Here is a 19,159-nt window from a genome sequence, read left to right on the forward strand (position 1 = left end):
ATTGTTCTAGCCCTGAGCAGCCAACGCTTCGGCACCACCCACAATTTCGAGAATCTCTTTGGTAATGGCCGCCTGACGCGTTCTGTTATAGGTTAGCTTCAGCTCTTTAAGCAGTTCTGCTGCATTGTCTGTAGCCTTGCCCATGGCAGTCATTCGTGCACCATGCTCAGAAGCATTAGATTCCAAAACAGCTTTGTAGAACTGAATCTTCAATGACTTAGGTATTAATTCTTCAACAATAAAGTCTTTGGAAGGCTCATAGATGTAGTCTATGTTGGTGGTCGTGTTCTCTTCACGCTCCAGCTCAACTATTGGCAAGAACTGTTCTGTTCTTACAATTTGAGTAGCCACGTTTTTAAACTCGTTGTACACCAAATATACCTTATCATAAGTGCCATCTGCATAGGCCTGCATTGCGTATTCAGCAGCTTCTTTTACCGTATCGAAAGTAAGATCGCCAAAAACACCCCAAAACTGATTGATTACAGGGTACTCTCTTTTCTTAAAGCTATCGAAAGCCTTTTTACCAATTGGCAACACCTCGATATGCTTTCCGGCAAGCTCATTCGAATTAATCAGGTTTCTGCAGGCTTTAACAATATTGGAGTTAAACGCACCACACAAGCCTCTGTCTGAAGTAACCGGTACAATAAGCACCTTATTTACTTCGCGCTCCTGAGCATAGGTATTCATGCCTTCTTCTGTATTACCAGAAGATACGTTGGCCAAAAGCGCAGCTAGCTTTTCTGAATATGGCCTGAGCTGAATAATGCGATCTTGGGCTCTTCTCAACTTTGCAGCCGCCACCATTTTCATGGCTTTGGTAATCTGCTGAGTAGAGGATACCGACTTTATCCGCTCTTTTACTTCTTTTAAACTTGCCATAGTCTATTCTTGCCTGGGTTTCCCCAATTTGAATTAATATTTAGATGAAAGCTCTTTTGCCACCTGCTCTATAGAAGCAATGGCCGAATCGTCTAGCTTACCGGCCTTTAGGGCATCTAGTGCCGCTCTATGACTGGTTCTCATAACGGTTAAGAACTCCTTCTCAAACTCTCTTACTTTCTCAACAGGTACTTTGTCTATGAGACCTTTTGTAGAAGCATAGATAATAGCTACCTGCTCCTCAACCGGTACCGGAGAGTATTGTCCCTGCTTAAGAATTTCCTGGTTTCTTCTACCTCTATCGATGGTCAGTTTAGTAGCCGCATCTAGGTCTGAACCGAACTTGGCAAAAGCCTCCAGTTCGCGGAACTGAGCCTGATCGAGCTTTAATGTACCGGCTACTTTCTTCATTGACTTAATCTGGGCTGAACCCCCTACCCTTGACACTGAAATACCTACGTTAATCGCAGGACGCACCCCAGAGTTAAAGAGGTTGGTTTCCAGGAATATCTGTCCGTCAGTAATTGAAATTACGTTGGTTGGAATATAGGCAGAAACGTCACCGGCCTGAGTTTCGATAATTGGAAGGGCTGTTAATGAACCACCACCTTTTACTTTACCTTTCAAAGAAGGAGGAAGGTCGTTCATAGCTGCTGCAATGTCATCATTGGCATTGAGCTTAGCGGCTCTTTCCAAAAGTCTTGAGTGAAGGTAGAATACATCACCAGGGTAAGCCTCACGTCCCGGAGGTCTTCTTAATAGAAGAGATACTTCACGGTAAGCTACGGCCTGCTTAGAAAGGTCATCATAGACCACCAATGCCGGACGACCTGTATCTCTGAAGTATTCACCAATAGCTGCACCAGTAAATGGAGCAAAGAACTGCATTGGTGCAGGATCTGAAGCGGAAGCCGAAACAACCACGGTGTAGTCCATGGCCCCACCTTTTTCAAGAGCAGCAACCACACCGGCAACGGTAGAGGCCTTTTGACCTACGGCCACGTAGATACAGAACACCGGCTCACCGGCTTCATAAAACTCTCTTTGGTTAATGATTGTATCAATAACCACGGCAGTCTTACCTGTCTGACGGTCGCCAATAACCAGCTCACGCTGACCACGACCAATCGGAATCATGGAGTCAATAGCTTTGATACCTGTTTGAAGAGGCTCGTTTACCGGCTGACGATAGATTACCCCCGGAGCCTTTCTTTCCAAAGGCATCTCAAAGGTTTCACCCTGAATAGGGCCTTTACCATCGATTGGGTTACCCAAGGTGTCAACCACACGGCCAACCATACCTTCACCTACCTGAATGGAGGCAATTCTTCCGGTACGCTTAACAGTGTCGCCTTCTTTAATTTCTGCTGATTCGCCAAGCAATACAGCACCAACATTGTCTTCTTCCAGGTTCAATACCAAAGCATTTAAACCATTGTCGAATTCCAACAATTCACCAGACTGTGCTTTAGACAGTCCGTAGATTCTGGCAACCCCATCACCCACTTGCAATACGGTGCCTACTTCTTCCAATTCAGCCTCCGATTTAAAGTTAGAGAGTTGCTCTCTTAAGATTGCTGAAACCTCATCAGGTCTTACATCTGCCATTTTATAATAGAATTAATGTTATAAATCTTTGTTAAAACGCTTTTTCGTAGTGGTTTTTAGTAAACTCTACTCGCAAAGCCTTAAGTTTAGAGCTTACCGAATCATCGATCTGACGATCACCAATTTTCAATACAAATCCGCCAATTAGCGACTCGTCTACCTTTTCAGTAAGTTCTACCTCTTTATTAGAAATTTTCTTCACCACATTTTCGAACTCCTTCCTCAATGCATCGTTGAGCGGGAAGGTAGTGGTTACCGTAGCTTCTTCTATGCCTTTATGAGCATTGTATTGATGATGAAACTCCTTAGCAATACCTACTAAATAAGCCTCTCGGTGCTTTTTTGTAAGTATCTTGAAGAAGGCCATAGTTAACTCGCTTACCTTTCCGGTAAACACTTTGTTGAGCACGGCCAGTTTTTTGTCGTGTGTAATGATAGGGCTCTTCAGCATCAAAACCAGATCTCTGTTTTCAGAAGCCAGGTTCACCAACAACTGCATGTCGTTGTTTACCTGCTCAAGCTCACCTTTCTCCACAGAAAGATCGAGCAGTGACTTGGCATATCTGGAAGCTATTCTATATTCAGACATTAGCCTGGAATTAGTTTAAATTCAAATCTTTAACATACTCATCGACCAAAGCTTCTTGAGCCTTCTTATCGCTCAACTGCTTTCTGATGACCTTTTCTGTAATATCCAGAGAAAGGGCGGCTACCTGAGTTTTCACTTCTGCCAAAGCAGCTCTCTTCTCATTCTCTATAGTTGCCTTAGCATCTTCAAGCATTTTAGCCGTGATTTTGCTGGTCTCTTCTTTTGCTTCCTCTTTAATAGAGTTAGCCGTTGCCATTGCTTCTTTCAAGATAGCGTCTCTCTCAGCTCTTGCTTCAGCCAAAAGTTTTTCATTATCGGCCTGCAACGCCTGCATATCTTTCTTAGCTTGTTCTGCAGCCAATAGAGCACTTTCAATAGTTTGCTCACGCTCTTTTAAGCCACTAAGAATGGGTTTCCATGCAAACTTACCCAAGAAGATAAGTAGCAAAATGAAAGCTATTGTTTGAAGAATAAATAAACCGGTATCTGGTATTAATAAGTCCATTTCTGTAAGTTTTAAAGAACGACTTTAGACCTGCCTAATGCAAAGCCTAAAGTCATTCAATGGTTTTTAAAGTGCCTCTACAATTGAGTTGTTAGATGCAATCAAGAAACATGCAACAACACCGAAAAGAGCAATTACCTCAATAAGGGCGGCAATGATCAACATACCAGACTGCAATTTTCCAGCAGCTTCTGGCTGACGAGCCATACCTTCCATAGCGGCAGCACCAATTTTTCCGATACCCAAACCTGCGCCAATCGCTACAAGTCCAGCACCAATACCTGCACCTAAAAGAGCAGTACCAGCAGTTAATAAAATAGCTAACATAATTTGTCTATTATTAATGAAACAATGGTTCTAATTAATGGTGGCCGTCATCTACTGCCTGACCGATGTACATCGATGAGAACAGTGTAAACACATAGGCTTGAATAACGGCTACTAATATTTCAATAAGGGTAATGATTACGGAGAAGAGTGTTCCCACAAAACCAACTACCAAACTGTTCAAAATAAACCCTAAGCCCACAATAGAAAGCACTACAATGTGACCTGCCGTAATGGAGGCAAACAATCGGAGTGTAAGTGAAATTGGCTTAGTGAAAATACCAATTACCTCTACCACCAGAATAACCGGCCTGATAGGTAGTGGCACACCAGGGGTCCACAAAATGTGCATCCAATAGGCTTTTCTACCATTGAACTGGGTGATAAAGAAAGTAAACAAGGCCAAACACATAGTTACCGCTATGTTTCCGGTAAGGTTGGCCGCTCCAGGTGTAAGACCTAATAGGTTATTGAATAGTATAAAGAAGAACAGCGTAAGCAGGTAAGGCATAAAACGCTCATACTTATGCTCGCCAATGTTTACTTTGGCAATATCGTCTCTAATGAAAACGATTACGGGCTCAAACAAAGATTGAATACCTTTTGGTGCAGCAATTCCCTTTTTGTAGCGTTTAGCCACTGTAAAGAACACTCCAAATAGCAAAATCATGCTAATGATGAGCGAAGCCACATTCTTTGTAATAGATATATCCAGAAAACCGGACTGAGTCATTCCTTCATGCTCATTGCCGTGCGCTTCTTCCTGCTCATGAGCACCCTCCTCACCATGGCCGGCATCCTCATTGTGAAAACCAGCTTCTTCATGATGATCTTCTTCATGGCCTTCGTTGTCATGTGCCGAAGAAGCACTATAACCTTCGGTTAACTTGTAAAGCTTGCCATGGTCTATGTAATAACCACCATGTGGTTTTGGCTGATGATGTTCGTCATAGAAATCTGACGACATAAATACTTTTAGACCATCTTCATAGTCGTATACAATTACGGGAAGTGGGATGGTTACATGCGTATGACCGAGGGTAATGATGTGCCACTGGTAGTCATCTTTAATGTGGTGCATAATGAAGTCGGTCCCTCCACCTTCTTTTTCTTCGTCTCCACCACCTGAAGCGGCCCATAAATTTGAAGAACTTGCTAGACCAAAAATTGCTGCTAAGAAGCTAATGATCAATAAATTGGGAATGTTAGTTCTGCTTTGTTTCATCATTGTTTTTCGCCCTCTCCCGAAATCGCGCGCAAGTTAGAGAGAATGGTAGTTATTTCAAACACTAAGTAAAATAAATAGACTGCAAAAAAATTGACCACCCACAACACGCGGTCTTCAATGCCCATATAAAGGGTAATTCCGATAAAGGCCATACTCAACAGCATACGCAAAACTGTGAGTCCCAGAAAAATATTGGGTCGAGACTGAGCATCCATGGTGCTCATGCCCCAGTGAGCGATAGCCACTACTATCATTCCCAGCACACCTGAAAAAACCATGATGGACCAAATGTACGGATGCACAAGGGGCTTTTGTGTTCCAATTTGCTGTACAAGAAGCACAAGCCCACAGAGCACCAAGCTAAATACAAGAGATTCAACGATTTGGCGACCCAAACTTTTCATGGCCGCAAAGGTAGGTGTATTTGGTTCAATGTTCTAGGTTTTAAGATTAAAGTTTGGGAAACTTTAATCTTAACCTGAACTCGATGTAAGGTCTTCGAAAAAACTTACGTGTACACCCTAAACCAGCATTCCTGAATCTAAAGGAAACTGCTGGTGAGATGCCGGATAAAATAGGCCTAGTCTGAATTTAAGGCCAATTTTTCCGGCATGACGTCCTTTATTATATCGAATTCAGGTAAACTAATCTTTCGGAAGCGACCGATACAGTTGATATATGGCTCCCGTGGCTCCAACAAGTACCATTAGAATGACAAACAGCGAACGACCATCATTCCACCACTCGTCCATTTTATACCCCAGCCAACCACAAATGCCAATGGTTACAAACAGTTGTAAGCCAAGTTGCGAGTATTTAAGGTATTGATTAGGCTCTTTTGATGGCCTTTTCTCCGGCACGGCTCTGGGGGGTTGATATTTGAATTTCTTTGGCTAAATGACCCATTTTGCAACCTCCATTGAAAGTAGCTCCGGGTTCTACTACCAATTGGTTGGTAAGAATGTCTCCGCTAATTACTGCCGATGGCTTTAAGATGAGGAGTTCAGAAATTTCTATGTTCCCCTTGATCTTCCCGGCCACTTCGGCCGACCTTGCCACCACGCTTCCGTCAACATAGGCTTCAGCACCCATTACAAATTTGGCTTTGGCTTTTACATTGCCATATATTTTGCCTTCAATGCGAATATTACCTATAGATTCCAGGCTGCCTTCTAACACAGTTTCTTTACCAATTATATTGCTGGTTTGGCTAAGGTCTTCATTGGTTTTTTTGTCTTCTTTAGAAAACATGGTCGGTTCTTGGTTTAGTTGATGATCTACTGGTCTAGAAAGATATAAACTCTTCCGGATTTACCGGTGAGCCATTGTACCACAATTCTATATGTAAATGTGGACCACTGGTAAGTTCGCCTGTATTACCAATAATTGCAATAATGTCTCCTGCAGAAATCACATCGCCCACCTCTTTTGTAATGGCCGAATTGTGCTTGTATACAGAAATTAGGTTTTCCCGGTGCTGGATCGCAATCAGGTGGCCATCCGTTTGTGTCCAACCTGCAAAAATTACGGTTCCATCAGCTATCGACTTTACCGGTTCATCCTTTTTAGAAACAATGTCTATACCGTAGTGTTTATCGCGAGGGTCGAATGCTTGTACAATGTAGCCACTAATGGGCGGAAAAAAATAGATACTTCTTAATTCTACATTGTCAATATCAGCTGTGAGAAGAAAATCGCCCCCAACCCGCTCAAATTCGCTTTTAAAAGCACTGTCTATTTGCTCCAGATTTTCAATATCAGTAGGTTCTCCCGCCGAAGCCTGGGCTGTCTCAGGAATTTCGTTGGTGGTAACATCGCCCTGCAGCACCTTCTTAATACTTTGTATAAAACGGTCTCTGCTATCCAACTCATAGGCCAGAGAGTCCAGCGTAAAAGTCATCTCCACCAACTCCTGTCGGGTTTGGCGTTCGGCATAGCGCGGATCGAACCACTGCTTAAGTATGGTGGTAACCATGTAAAAGCTCAAGGCAAACACTCCTACAAGGCTCAGAAAAGCAAAAAAGATTATTTTGGCATAAGTGAACTTATAGGTTGCCTTTTCAGAAAAGTTTTCCTCATTCTGAATAATCAGGATATGCCGGGCATTGAGCCAGTTAGAAAGAGTCTTCTTAAATCGCGCCACTTATACAAAAATCAAGGATGACAAAAATATTCATTAATACTCAACAGCGAGCGTAATATTGTATTATTTGCTCATTAATTTCGTTGCTTTGTTGGTTAATCATCTGCCTTGGAAATCAAGAATTTACATATTATCAGGTTTTGTTGTCTTCTCCTCATTATAGCCCTCTGGGGGTGTAACTCTAAAGGATACCAAAACCTGAACGCCCGATACAATGGCTATTTCTATGCCGATCAATACCTAAACGAAGTATACCAGGCTTTTGAAGAACGATATGCCTACAACTTTGATGAGATACTGCGCATATTTCCTCAAATCGATTCGGCCATTGTAAAAAGCAATAAGGAAAAACTGGACGATGCCTTCAAAAAATCAAGCCAAACCATCGAATGGTGGAAAGCCAGCGACTGGGTAGACGATAGCTACCTTATTATCGGTAAGATTAGATACCTGAGAGCGCAATGGCAATTTGCCATAGAAACTTTTCAATACATCAATCAGAATAGTAACGATGACCCTACTCGCCAAAAGGCTCTCATTGCCCTAATGAGAACTTATATGGACATGGGTAATTATGACCAAGCTGAGGAAGTAGCCGGCTTTCTCGATCTTGAAAAACTCGAGCCGGAAGTACGCGCAAGCTATTTGCTCACTAAAGCTTTTTTGTTTCAGCAACTCGATGAGTATGGCAAAGTAAAGGAACTACTCACCGAAGCCCAACCCCTGATCAATGACAAAACCTACTCTCTAAGGGTAAACTTTATTCTCGGTCAGTTGGCTCAACAGGCCGGTGAATACCGTAATGCTTACCTGTACTACGACAATGCCCTAAAAGGCAATCCTCCTTATGAGGTAATGTTTCATGCACGCCTGAACAAACTCATAGTCTCGGGTTACTCCAACCCCAATAATGTCGATGAAGCTTACAAAGTATTTGATAAGATGTTGCGTGACGGCAAAAACAAGGAGTACATGGATCATATCTATTATACCATGGGGCTGCTGGAGCAACACCGAAACAAGCTTTCTAAAGCCGTAGAAAATTATAGAGCAGCCACCCGGGTAGAACAACCGAACAACCGACAGCAGGGGCTTGCTTTTTTGCGACTGGCCGAAATTCACTACGACCATTTACTGGATTTCAACCTGGCCAGTGCCTACTACGATAGTGCCGTAATGAAACTCCCCAAAGACATTGAGCGCTTTGATGAGATTAGTAAAAGACAAAAGGTGTTGAAAGACTTTGTCACACAACTCAATATTATTGAGAAAAACGACAGCCTGCTCACGTTGGCTCAAATGAACCCCATCTCGCTAGAAGCCTATTTGGGAAGATACCTCGATGCAAAAGAAGCCAAAGAACGCGCCAAAGAAAGAGGAAACAACAACGCCAACTCTACCGGGCTGAACCGAACCGATGACAGCAACTATCAGGCTCCCGATGGCAGCAATACCTGGTACTTTTATAACCGGCAAGCCGTAGGGCAAGGCCAGCTTGAATTTCAACGGTTATGGGGCAACCGCCCACTGGAGAACAATTGGCGCAGATCGCTCAAACAAACCATTGGCTTGTCTTCTGCTGCGCAAACAGACAACGATATTAGTGACGACCCTAACAAAGGAGCACCACAGCCAGATCTAAAAAGCAGCCGTGAAACGGACATCGACAAATTAATGGCCACTGTACCGTTTTCGGAAGAGGCCCAATTAAAAGTACACAAGGAGATTCAGGACGCATACTTTAGCCTCGGCCGTATATACAGGTTTGGTCTGGCGCAAAACCAAAAGTCTATAATCACCTATGAAAAGCTGCTGGAGCGCTACCCTCAAACGGAGCACAGACTTGATGTCCTCTATGCTCTCTTTACCCTTTACGAACCCTTAGATGCTGCTAAAGCTCAGCACTACAAGCAGAGTATAATTGAGGAATTTCCAGAAACACTCCTCGCTAAAACACTCATAAACCCTAACTACCTGCAAGAAAAAGCAGCCCGTAACCTGGCCTTACAGCAAGAATATGCGAGAGCCTACGAGGCTTATGAATCGGGTGACTATATTCTGGCCGACCAGCGGCTTAGAGCAGCACTTGCTTCTTTTGAAGATGTGGACTTTTTGCCGACAGTGGAACTGCTGGCCGCCATATTAAAAGCAAAAACCGAAAGTATTGTTTCGTATGAGCAGGCACTGAAAGACTTTATTGCCAAATATCCGGAAGAACCCCAGAGCAAATATGCTCAAAACCTTCTGGCCGCCATTGCCCCAACCAAAAACCAATTATTCAATAACCTAAACAATGCCTTTAGCGAAGACTTTCAACAGGTGCATCTGGTTGCTTTTACGTTCAGCGAATCTGTATTTAAAGCCGATAACCTAAAGCAGATTGTAAACACGTTCAATCAACAGAAATTTGAATCGCAGCGCCTCTCGTCCAGCTACCTTAACTTTAGTCCGGTAAACAAAACCGGTATCCTTTTCATTAACTCCTTTAAGACGAAGTCGGCCGCAGAAATATACAGAAAGCTACTAGAAGAAGAGTTAGTAAAGCAAGGCCTGAAAAGCGATTCAAATTTTCATAATTTTGCCATTTCAAGAGATAATTTCACACAATTGTTTCAGAACAAGGCGTTAGAGGAATACCTTACTTTTCATCAGAAATTCTATAAATAAATGAGTGCTCAAGAAAAACCAAGCAAGAAAAAATCGTGGCTCAAAAAACTAGTAGTAGTTTTTTGGGTTGGCTTTACTTTAGCCATAATTGGTTTTCCGGCCTATTTATGGGCTGTGAGCAACAACGTAAACAATTGGTTTGGCAGCTTGCCAAGCTATAGCCAGCTAGGAAACCCCGAGCAAAACCTTACCTCGCTACTCTTTACAGCCGATGGTGTGCAGTTAGGTTCCGGATACTATCGGGATAACCGCAACCCTGTAAGTTATGACGAGTTGGGAGATAACCTGGTGCATGCTCTGCTGGCCGCAGAAGATATTCGCTTTAATCAGCACTCGGGCATCGACCTGGAAAGTATGTTCAGAGTGGCCTTTGGAGTAATCACCTTTAGCCCCAAAGGCGGTGGCTCTACCATTACCCAGCAATTGGCCAAAAACCTGTTCAATACAAGGGTTATTAAAAAAGAAGACAAGGGTAAGCTGGAAGGAATAAACGGGTTCCTTGACCAACTCATTTATAAAACCAAGGAGTGGATTTTGGCTGTGCGACTAGAAAGGTCTTACACCAAAGAAGAAATTATGGCCATGTACTACAACACCGTGGAGTTTGGAAACAACGCCTTTGGTATTAAGTCGGCCGCCAAAACATACTTTAACAAAATGCCTAAGGAGCTTTCGGTAGACGAAGCAGCTGTATTGGCGGGCATGCAGAAAGGAGTAACCACCTATCGGCCTGATATTAACCCGGAAAACTCCAAACGCAGGCGAAATGTTGTTTTAAGTCAAATGGTCAAATATGGGTTTTTGGCCCAACAAGCCTACGATACGCTGCGAACCAAAGACATTAATCTCGATGAGTTTCGCCAACAAGACCACAATACTGGGCTTGCCCAATATTTTAGAGCAGAAGCGAGTAAGGATTTACTTGAGTTGTGCAAAGCGCTAGGTTATGATCTTTATGGCGATGGTCTAAAAATCTATACTACCATAGACTCACGCATGCAAGCTTATGCCGAAGATGCAATGGATAGTGCAATGCAAAGAATTCAGAATAAATTTGATTCACTGCTTAAAATTGAAGGCCGTGACCTTTGGATTGATAATAGGGGAAGAGAAATTGAGAATTTCTTCGAAGAAAACGCAGTACCAAGATCCGTTGCCTATAGAAACTTGGTTAGAAAATATGGCAAGGAATCTGATTCTGTAGACTACTACATGAATCGCCCTAAAAAAATGACTGTTTTCAGCTGGGGAGGAGATATAGATACAGTCCTTAGCTCCAGAGACTCTATCAGATATTACAAGCAGTTTTTGCAATCAGGATTTCTGGCAACAGAACCAAAAACAGGAGCTATTAAAGCTTGGGTTGGGGGAATCAATTTCCAACATTTCAAATACGACCATGTAAGATATGGTAAGAGACAACCAGGTTCACTATTTAAACCTTTTGTTTATGCTACAGCCGTTGAACAAGGTTATTCTCCCTGTTATACCTTTAAAGATGAGGCTGTAGCTATCCCTACAGGAAATGGTGATGAGGTGTGGAGTCCTTCGAATTCAGAAGGTAGGTTTAGTGGAGAAGAAATGACCCTAAAGTTGGCCATGGCAAGATCAGTGAATTCTATCACCGCCAGAGTGATGGAAATAGTTAAGCCTAACAAGGTAGTTGATATGGCCAAACGACTGGGAATAAAAAGCACTATTCCTCCGTACTATTCAATTGCCCTGGGAACGGAAGATGTTTCACTTTTCGAGTTACTGGGAGCTTATGGCACCTTTGCAAACAAAGGAACACATATAGAACCCTACTACATAAGCAGAATTGAAGATAAATATGGCAATGAAATTTACCGTCATGTGCCTAGAAAGAGTAAAGCCATCAATGAAGATGTTGCCTATGTAATGCTGAATATGCTTCAGGAAACTGTTAAATCGGGTTCCGGTCAAAGACTATCCTGGCAATATGGTCTGGTTGACAGAGGGCAAACCAAAAACAACATTGGAGCCAAAACCGGTACTACTCAAAACGGTTCTGATGGATGGTTTATAGCCGTAACCAATGAAGTTGTGGCCGGAGCATGGGTTGGCGGTGATGAAAGACCAATACACTTCACCAAATGGTCAGATGGTCAAGGTGCATATACCGCATTACCCATTGTTGGTAGATTTCTGCAAAAAATTTATGCGGACAACACATTAAGTATTGAAAAAACGTTTTTCGAAAGACCTCCTAATTTGAGTATAGAAGTTGATTGTCAGAAATTTGCCGATGTGCTCACTACGACCGATACCTCCAATATTTATGACGATGATATTTACTAATTTCGGCCTATGGAGGTCACGCGCATCGTTCCTGGAGATGTACTGAAGCTTCCCGATAATCCGGGGGTATATCGTTTCTTCAATGAAGAGGATGAACTGATCTACGTAGGCAAAGCCAAAAGTTTAAAAAAGCGGGTTTCAAGCTACTTCAACAAACAAGCCGGGGTAAACCGAAAAACCAGACGTCTGGTATCGGAAATAAAAGCCATTGAAGTCACCCTTGTCAACTCGGAGTTCGATGCGCTTTTGCTCGAAAATAGTCTGATAAAACAAAACCAGCCTAAGTACAACATCCTTCTCAAAGACGACAAAACCTTTCCCTACCTGTGTGTTTCCAACGAAAGGTTTCCTCGCATATACAGCACTCGCAAGTTTATTCCCAGCAACGGTACATACTTCGGGCCTTACGCCAGTGTAAAAGCCATGAACAATGTGTTGAGGCTCATTAATAACCTCTTTACCCTACGCACCTGTAGATACGACCTGAGCGAAGAGAATATTACCAAAGGAAAGTTCAAAGTATGCCTGGAATACCATATTGGCAACTGCAAAGGTCCATGTGAAGGCCTGCAGAGCGAAACAGACTATCTGAACGACATAGACCAAGCGGTTAACATACTTAAAGGCAACCTTTCTGTTCCCAGGCAATATTTTAAAGAACATATGAATTCTGCTGCAGCACAACTGGAGTTTGAAGCAGCACAAAAATTTAAGGATAAACTGGAATTGCTGGATAGGTTCCAGTCCAAATCGCTGGTGGTTAACCCCAAGATTGCAGACCTGGATGTATTCACCATTGTTGCCGATGAAAAGTTTGCCTTTGTAAACTACCTGAGAATTAAAAACGGCACCATTAACCTATCGCTAACCTCAGAGATTAAGAAAAAACTAAACGAATCGGACGAGGAGATTCTAACTCTTCTGATCGTGGAACTAAGAGATAAATTTCAGAGCTCTGCCAGAGAAGTACTCACCAATAAAGAGCTGGATATAGCCTCCGAAAATTTTAAAATGATATTGCCCCAACGGGGAGATAAAAAGAAGTTGATCGAACTATCACTAAAGAATGCTCTGTTCGCCAAAAAAGAGAAATACACTTCGCTAGAAAATGTGAAAGACAAAAGCAACCGGGTACTCAAACAACTGCAGGCAGACCTATCGCTTCGTGAGTTGCCAACCCATATTGAATGCTTCGATAACTCCAATATTCAAGGTACAAACCCGGTAGCCAGCATGGTTTGCTTTAAAATGGGGCGACCCTCCAAAAAAGATTACCGACACTTTAAAATTAAAACTGTTGTTGGGCCCGATGATTTTGGGTCTATGAGAGAGGTTGTTGGCCGCAGGTATTCGCGCTTGCTCAAAGAAGAAGCTCCTCTGCCCAAGCTCATTGTAATAGATGGTGGCAAAGGACAGCTCAATGCGGCCTGTGAGGCGCTCAAAGAACTCAACCTATACGGACAAATTCCGATCATAGGAATTGCAAAACGCTTAGAAGAACTCTACTTTCCGGAAGACTCATTTCCTATTCACATCGATAAAAAATCAGAGTCACTTCGGCTCATTCAAAAGCTAAGGGATGAAGCCCACCGCTTTGCCATCAATTTTCATAGAGACCTGCGAAGCAAAAACAGCTTCAATTTTGAGCTGGAAGAAGTAAAAGGATTAGGGAGGGTAACGGTGGACAAGCTGCTCAAGGAATTTGGTACTATGAGCAAAATAGAGCAAGCTAGCGAAGAAGAACTTATTGCCCTTGTTGGCGAAGCCCGCACCCGGCTTATTAAAAACTTCTTTAACCAGAAACGAGAAGCACAATAGGCCAAGGCCTATAACAAAAAAGGGAGCTTATTGAAGCCCCCCTTTCTTATATTCTGTTTGACTGAATTCTTAATATTCCCAGAGGTTATGCATTTTCTCTAGCAACTCATGTCTCTTTTTCATGGCTTGCTCAATAATGCTGTAGTCATAGTCAGATCGGCCAAAGAGCGTCTGTATATTATCATCATCAGCATTTTGAAACTTAGTAATGTATGAGCTAAACAAGCGTAGGTCAAAGGCATGAGCAAAGTTTATATTTCTATCGCGCGGATTCTTTGGGTTGTACCAATAAGCCGCATTTTTATTTGACTCCGCGTACACCTTTTCAATGTAAGCTACCAACTCCTGATACTTCACTCGAACAATTTCGCGTTCCGTTCCGGCAACTGTAGCCTTAGGTGGCGCAACTAGCGTAATAGAAACAATATCCCACTTGGCCAAAGACTGATTTCTATCGAATATGAGATCTTCTTCTATAAGCAAAACATCTAAATCTCCCTTATTTGCCGGATCGAGAGGTTTGGCCTCCGCATTCTGCTGATACTCCGCATCAATAATAGAGTCTAGACGGGCATCGGAGTAGTTGGCGTAAATGCCACCGTCCCGCGTTTTAAGCTCTGCCCTGTCTTGAGCCCTAAAAGCCTCATCATAATTGCCCAAAGCTGTAGACATATCCTTCAGGTTATTCCTAAAGTCTGCCTCAGAAAGAATCACCTCATCATCGAAGCCTTTGGCTCCGGTTTCGAAAGTTGCGTATGGAGTAATACCCACCTGCTGATCTAAGGCCTGGCTCTTGGCTTCATAGTAGTCTTCTATGCCTTTAAGAATAATCTCAGTAATGCGAGACTCTTTGGCGTTCCAGGCCGAATTTAACTTTTCGTTAAAATTCATCTTGGACCAGAGTCTTATACTCCACATTACGTCTTCATCGCGAATGGGCCGTACCGAAAACTCGTTATTGAGTTTTCGGGCACTATTAAGGCCGGCAACTTTAGTAGTGCTTTCTATGGTTTGCAAAAATTTGGCAGGGTTTGTTCCACTGCCCTCGTCCTGAGCGTTCAAGACTGTGACAAAACACAGTACTAATAAAATTGCTAAGCCTTTTTTCATTTTAGTTAATATTTATCGTTACGTCTCCCGTAAAACGAATCGGAATCTGCTCTTCTTTATAGTTGAAGCGAACAATTTCTTCAACATAAACCACTATTCTGTCTCCTGAAGCCATTCGGCTAACCAATTGAGACAGATCCACTCTCGACATGGGCTTATCAATAGGAATAACCCCTTTTGTGGTTTTTCCACGGGCCAGGGTTACACTTCCTTTGCTCACCAAGAAAGTAGCATCGTCTTTATAACGCTCGGCAAAATCGGGGTCAGACTGTAGCAACAGGTTAATTACTGTTGGCTTCTCGTCCATACCATTCTTTGCATCATACGGCTGTCCGTTAGGTCTTACTTCAAGTCTTGGAAGCGGTACAGGCTTGGCTTGAAATTCTCTTGAACCAATATAGAACCCACCGCTCGAAACATCAATCTTCAACTCACGCTGAGTAGGCACTACCAGTATTTCTCCTTTCTGGCTACCTGAATTAAAGGTTCCACCGGTTACTTTGAAAGATGGCTGATAGGCTGGCCCCAAAGCCGGCACATTAATGTTCAAGTTGTTGGCACAACCCAGGTAGAGAACCTCTACTGATGCACTTCGTACATCAATTACCGGTTTGGCCACCTGATATTCATGTCGCTTAGTTCTGGTAATGGTTCCGCCAGAACCGTCCTGAGCGGTTATTTCAACTTCGAAAAACTTTTGTGCCAATCCGTTGGCATCGTACTCACTATTTTGCGCTGAAGCCGGAATACTAATTATTCCTCTTCCGTTGACTACCGGTATATCCTGTCCATTCACTTTGATCTCCGGTTGTAGCTTAGAGTTACCCAGCGTTAAAAAGGCCTGAGCACTAAAGTCTAGTCCGGCTGTCACAATATTTGACTCAGAAAGCACTGTAGCCTGAGCATAGTCTATCCCCGCAAATGCACCCTTTAAAAACTCCTTTTGAGAAATCTCAGCAGAAGCTGTTCCTGAAGAAGGGTTTTGTCTTGGCGTAGTTCTTGGAGTAGGCGCTGCCTCATCTTCAGAAGAAGAATTATCGGGCTGACTGGCAGGTTGAGTGTTAGTCACCACCAAATCGGCCAATGTAGGAATGCTATTAGGGTCTGTAGAAACAGCCGTTCCTACCATTCCTTTTAGCTTATTGAGTGCCTCTGACTCTTTACTGAAAATCTGATTTTTGTAGAAAGTAAGCTGCGCAAGAACTGAAGCCAACGGAGCCTTATAGAAGTTAAAATGGGCGTAATCTTCTTTTTTTGCCTCGGCATTGTTTTCGTAAAACTTAATGTCGTTGGCATCAATGGCTATAGACTTCATCCACTCCGGGTTCATTCCTCCTTTACCCAACAAACTGATAATCTCATTTACTTTGAGAGGGTATTCATCCAGTCTTCTTTTAAGCTCCTCAGCATTCTTTTTATTCACCAGATAGTTAGAGGGCTCTTCGTATTTTTTAAGCGTAGACCGCTCGTATATTTTAGAAGTGTCTCCTCCGGTAGATACTTTACCGAGTTCCAGTTTCAGATTGTCCAGATAGTTAGCGAGGTCAAGGGTATACAACCGTACCTGCTCGGCCACTTTTTGCACAGCCACATCGCCATCTTTTTCACCTTGATTGGTTACATCGTTTTGGATGCTGGTAAGTACATTCTGGTTGTAGTCCATAAAGGACTCATTAGAAACTTTGAGTCCGTTTTCTATAAGAACGAACTTTTCCAATACCGTATCCTTAATCTGCAAGGCGAGAAGAGCTGTTAGCACGAGATACATCATGCCAATCATCTTCTGCCGTGGGGTTTCTTTACCTCCTGCCATAATCGATCAGGTTTAGTTATTGGTTTGTTTCATTGCAGAAAGCATTGCACCATATACCTTGTTCAGCGAGGTAATATTGGTGTTTAGCTGAGCCATTTGGGCTTGGAATTCTTCCGTAGCCTTGGCCGTGTTCATGGCTCCTTTAATCATGGTTTCCATGTTAGAAAGGTAACCTTTCATATACTTAGCTACAGACTCCGTATCGGTAAGCTCGGCCTTGTAGGCACCACTAAGCGCCTGCAGTTGTGTTGCAGCCTCTTTAAGCTGAACCTGATACTGCTCAGTAGCCGCCTTAAGCTGTGCCTGATTGGCACCAGAACCTTTTACGGTGTTGGCTACTTCAGCAAAAGCCGAAGCGGCCTGGTTAGTAGACTGGTCTATCTTAGATAAAGATGCTGCAGCCGTTTTCGCATTTTTAGCGTACTCATCAGTTGCTACAGCGGCATTAGACATACTGGCCAGTTGTTTGGCATTCTGAGCCAAATTGTCCATTCCTTCTTTCAGGCTTTGAAGGCCGTCTTTGCTTATAGCCGCCTGCTTAAGCATTTTTTCAAGGGTAATATCGTCTTTCTTTTCTGGGGCACCACCGCCTTTCACGGTCGCATGGTATAATTCTTTCGTATAATCTGTGGCTTTGGGTTCAAAGGCAGCGAAAGCAAAGATTAGAGCTTCCGTACCAAGACCAATAATTAGCATAAGAGTAGCACCGGCCCATCCATTCAATTTGAACATGGCACCTACAATTACTACAGAGGCACCTAGACCATAGATTTTCGGCATTACGTTGCCGTAGAAGTTTTGGGTAAATTTACTAGCCATTTGTTTTATCAGTTGGGTTGAAGATCAATTTGATAGTTGTTGTTAAAGCGGGTTATTTTGACCGAGGTCGTCCATAGCACATCTAAATCCAATTGAAGCAGAGGCCACGTCTCGGTATTCAAAAGTTCTTGTTCCGGTTTGGAGGTAATAGGAAATATCATTCCAGGCTCCTCCTCTTACCACCTTCTTTCCGTAGTGAGGGCTGTCTTTTTCCGATAAGGTATCGTATAAAAACATTGGATTCAGATCCCACACCAGTGGATTGTATACAGGAGAGAAGTCGTCTCTACACCATTCCGCTACGTTGCCTGCCATGTTATACAAGTTGAATGGGTTAGGCAAAAATGAATTTACCGGAGCAGTGTATGGGTAACCATCGTCTGCATAGGCGCCTCTGCCTGGCTTAAAATTGGCCAGAAAGCAACCATCGCGGTTTCTGGTATACGGACCACCCCATGGGTATTTCACAATTTCTTTTCCTCCTCTGGCTGCATACTCCCATTCTGCCTCTGTAGGCAGTCTAAAGTTGGGATATCTAAATTCCATTGGGGAAGTATCTACAAAAGTGCTCGACTCAGGACCACTAGCTGCTCCTCCTTGGGGGCCTACGGCTCCTAACGGGCCTGCAGCTCCGGCATTCGGGTCGCCTTGATTTTTCTTTTTACCGAAAGAGAAGAGTCCACCCCCTCCTTCATTTTTGGCTTGCTGGCCATTGTTCAGGAAAATGGTTCTCCAGGCAGCAAATTTTTCAGCAGCATCCCAGCTAACTCCTACTACAGGGTAGTTGTCAAAAGAAACGTGCTGGTGATAATATTGAGTCATTCGGTCGCCATAGTGGTATGTAAACTCCTGCTCCCAAACTTTGGGGTTAGGAACTACCGTGGCTAAAAATTCGCGGGTGTAGTATCGATCGCCCTTTTCGGCCAAATCGGCCACATGGTATAGAAATTGGCGATACTCATTGTTGGTGATTTCCTCAGCATCCATAAAAAAGGAGCTGACAGTAATTTGTCTGTTGAAGTTAATTTGTGAGGCTGCCACATCTTCATCGGCCTGGCCCATGTAGAATGTTCCCCCAGGTATTTGAACCATTCCGTAGGGTAGTTCCTGATACCATCCTTCTCTGTCGAGCACACCCAGCAACTGGCCTTCATCGACCAACGCCTGCTCTTTTCCTCCTCCACTTAGAAAGCCTTCGAACATACTGCACCCAGTGTTCAAAGAAAGAAGTGCCATAAATAACAGACCCAGTATAGACTTCTTCATTGTTTTAGTTTTAATCTATTTGCCAGTTCAAAAACAAGCCTCATTTGGCAAATAAAGCGCGA

At 43.2% G+C, this 19,159-nt stretch carries 17 protein-coding genes; 3 read left to right on the top strand and 14 right to left on the bottom strand.

The window, feature by feature from the left end:
* Positions 1–6: 6 nt before the first annotated feature.
* From atpG to IE164_RS03020, 10 genes are all read right to left on the bottom strand, one after another.
* Positions 7–885 carry an ATP synthase F1 subunit gamma gene (gene atpG, locus IE164_RS02975; RefSeq protein ID WP_189628691.1) on the bottom strand — a complete coding sequence of 293 codons (879 nt, stop codon included), beginning with the start codon at positions 883–885 and terminating at the stop codon, positions 7–9.
* Between the two features lie 33 nt (positions 886–918).
* Positions 919–2,493, bottom strand: coding sequence for a F0F1 ATP synthase subunit alpha (gene atpA, locus IE164_RS02980; protein WP_189628692.1), 1,575 nt, complete (start codon positions 2,491–2,493; stop codon positions 919–921).
* Between the two features lie 31 nt (positions 2,494–2,524).
* Entirely contained in the window at positions 2,525–3,082 is a 558-nt protein-coding gene (gene atpH, locus IE164_RS02985) for an ATP synthase F1 subunit delta (RefSeq protein WP_189628693.1), read from the bottom strand.
* A gap of 10 nt (positions 3,083–3,092) precedes the next feature.
* Complete coding sequence (locus IE164_RS02990; protein WP_189628694.1) at positions 3,093–3,587, bottom strand: F0F1 ATP synthase subunit B; 495 nt, start codon at positions 3,585–3,587, stop codon at positions 3,093–3,095.
* Positions 3,588–3,653: 66 nt separating this feature from the next.
* Complete coding sequence (gene atpE, locus IE164_RS02995; protein ID WP_373298947.1) at positions 3,654–3,914, bottom strand: ATP synthase F0 subunit C; 261 nt, start codon at positions 3,912–3,914, stop codon at positions 3,654–3,656.
* A 34-nt stretch (positions 3,915–3,948) separates the two neighbouring features.
* Positions 3,949–5,142 carry a F0F1 ATP synthase subunit A gene (gene atpB / locus IE164_RS03000; protein WP_229838502.1) on the bottom strand — a complete coding sequence of 398 codons (1,194 nt, stop codon included), beginning with the start codon at positions 5,140–5,142 and terminating at the stop codon, positions 3,949–3,951.
* Complete coding sequence (locus IE164_RS03005) at positions 5,139–5,546, bottom strand: hypothetical protein (RefSeq protein WP_189628695.1); 408 nt, start codon at positions 5,544–5,546, stop codon at positions 5,139–5,141. The genes atpB and IE164_RS03005 overlap by 4 nt, the downstream gene beginning before the upstream one ends.
* A 240-nt stretch (positions 5,547–5,786) precedes the next feature.
* Positions 5,787–6,002, bottom strand: a complete 216-nt coding sequence (locus tag IE164_RS03010; protein ID WP_189628696.1) for an AtpZ/AtpI family protein — start codon at positions 6,000–6,002, stop codon at positions 5,787–5,789.
* Positions 5,971–6,393, bottom strand: a complete 423-nt coding sequence (locus IE164_RS03015) for a bactofilin family protein (RefSeq protein ID WP_189628697.1) — start codon at positions 6,391–6,393, stop codon at positions 5,971–5,973. The genes IE164_RS03010 and IE164_RS03015 overlap by 32 nt, the downstream gene beginning before the upstream one ends.
* 34 nt (positions 6,394–6,427) lie before the next feature.
* The gene (locus IE164_RS03020) at positions 6,428–7,285 is read right to left on the bottom strand and encodes a M23 family metallopeptidase (protein ID WP_229838503.1); all 858 of its coding nucleotides are present in this window, start codon (positions 7,283–7,285) and stop codon (positions 6,428–6,430) included.
* 108 nt (positions 7,286–7,393) lie between these two features.
* On the opposite strand from IE164_RS03020, the gene porW reads away from it, so the two are divergent.
* From porW to uvrC, 3 genes are read left to right on the top strand one after another with little or no spacing between them, the layout of a single operon-like run.
* Positions 7,394–9,952 (top strand): type IX secretion system periplasmic lipoprotein PorW/SprE, encoded by a 2,559-nt coding sequence (porW, locus tag IE164_RS03025; protein WP_189628698.1) that lies wholly within the window; start codon positions 7,394–7,396, stop codon positions 9,950–9,952.
* On the top strand, positions 9,953–12,271 hold the full coding sequence (locus tag IE164_RS03030) for a penicillin-binding protein 1A (protein WP_189628699.1): 2,319 nt from the start codon (positions 9,953–9,955) through the stop codon (positions 12,269–12,271). It begins immediately after the preceding gene.
* Positions 12,272–12,280: 9 nt separating this feature from the next.
* Positions 12,281–14,089 (top strand): excinuclease ABC subunit UvrC, encoded by a 1,809-nt coding sequence (gene uvrC / locus IE164_RS03035; protein ID WP_189628700.1) that lies wholly within the window; start codon positions 12,281–12,283, stop codon positions 14,087–14,089.
* Positions 14,090–14,158: 69 nt separating this feature from the next.
* Here the strand turns inward: uvrC and IE164_RS03040 are convergent, their stop codons facing one another.
* Genes IE164_RS03040 through IE164_RS03055 form a run of 4 tightly spaced genes read right to left on the bottom strand, consistent with a single transcriptional unit; the run spans position 14,159 to position 19,097 of the window.
* Entirely contained in the window at positions 14,159–15,199 is a 1,041-nt protein-coding gene (locus tag IE164_RS03040; protein ID WP_189628701.1) for a hypothetical protein, read from the bottom strand.
* Between the two features lies 1 nt (position 15,200).
* Positions 15,201–17,012, bottom strand: a complete 1,812-nt coding sequence (gene porM, locus IE164_RS03045) for a type IX secretion system motor protein PorM/GldM (RefSeq protein ID WP_189628702.1) — start codon at positions 17,010–17,012, stop codon at positions 15,201–15,203.
* Between the two features lie 12 nt (positions 17,013–17,024).
* Positions 17,025–17,831, bottom strand: coding sequence for a type IX secretion system motor protein PorL/GldL (gene porL / locus IE164_RS03050; protein WP_189628703.1), 807 nt, complete (start codon positions 17,829–17,831; stop codon positions 17,025–17,027).
* Positions 17,832–17,873: 42 nt separating this feature from the next.
* A complete protein-coding gene (locus tag IE164_RS03055) occupies positions 17,874–19,097 on the bottom strand; it encodes an SUMF1/EgtB/PvdO family nonheme iron enzyme (RefSeq protein WP_189628704.1) in 1,224 nt (407 codons plus the stop codon).
* Between the last annotated feature and the right edge of the window lie 62 nt (positions 19,098–19,159).

Origin of the sequence: Roseivirga thermotolerans, from assembly GCF_014653175.1 — a bacterium.
Lineage (GTDB): Bacteria > Bacteroidota > Bacteroidia > Cytophagales > Cyclobacteriaceae > Roseivirga > Roseivirga thermotolerans.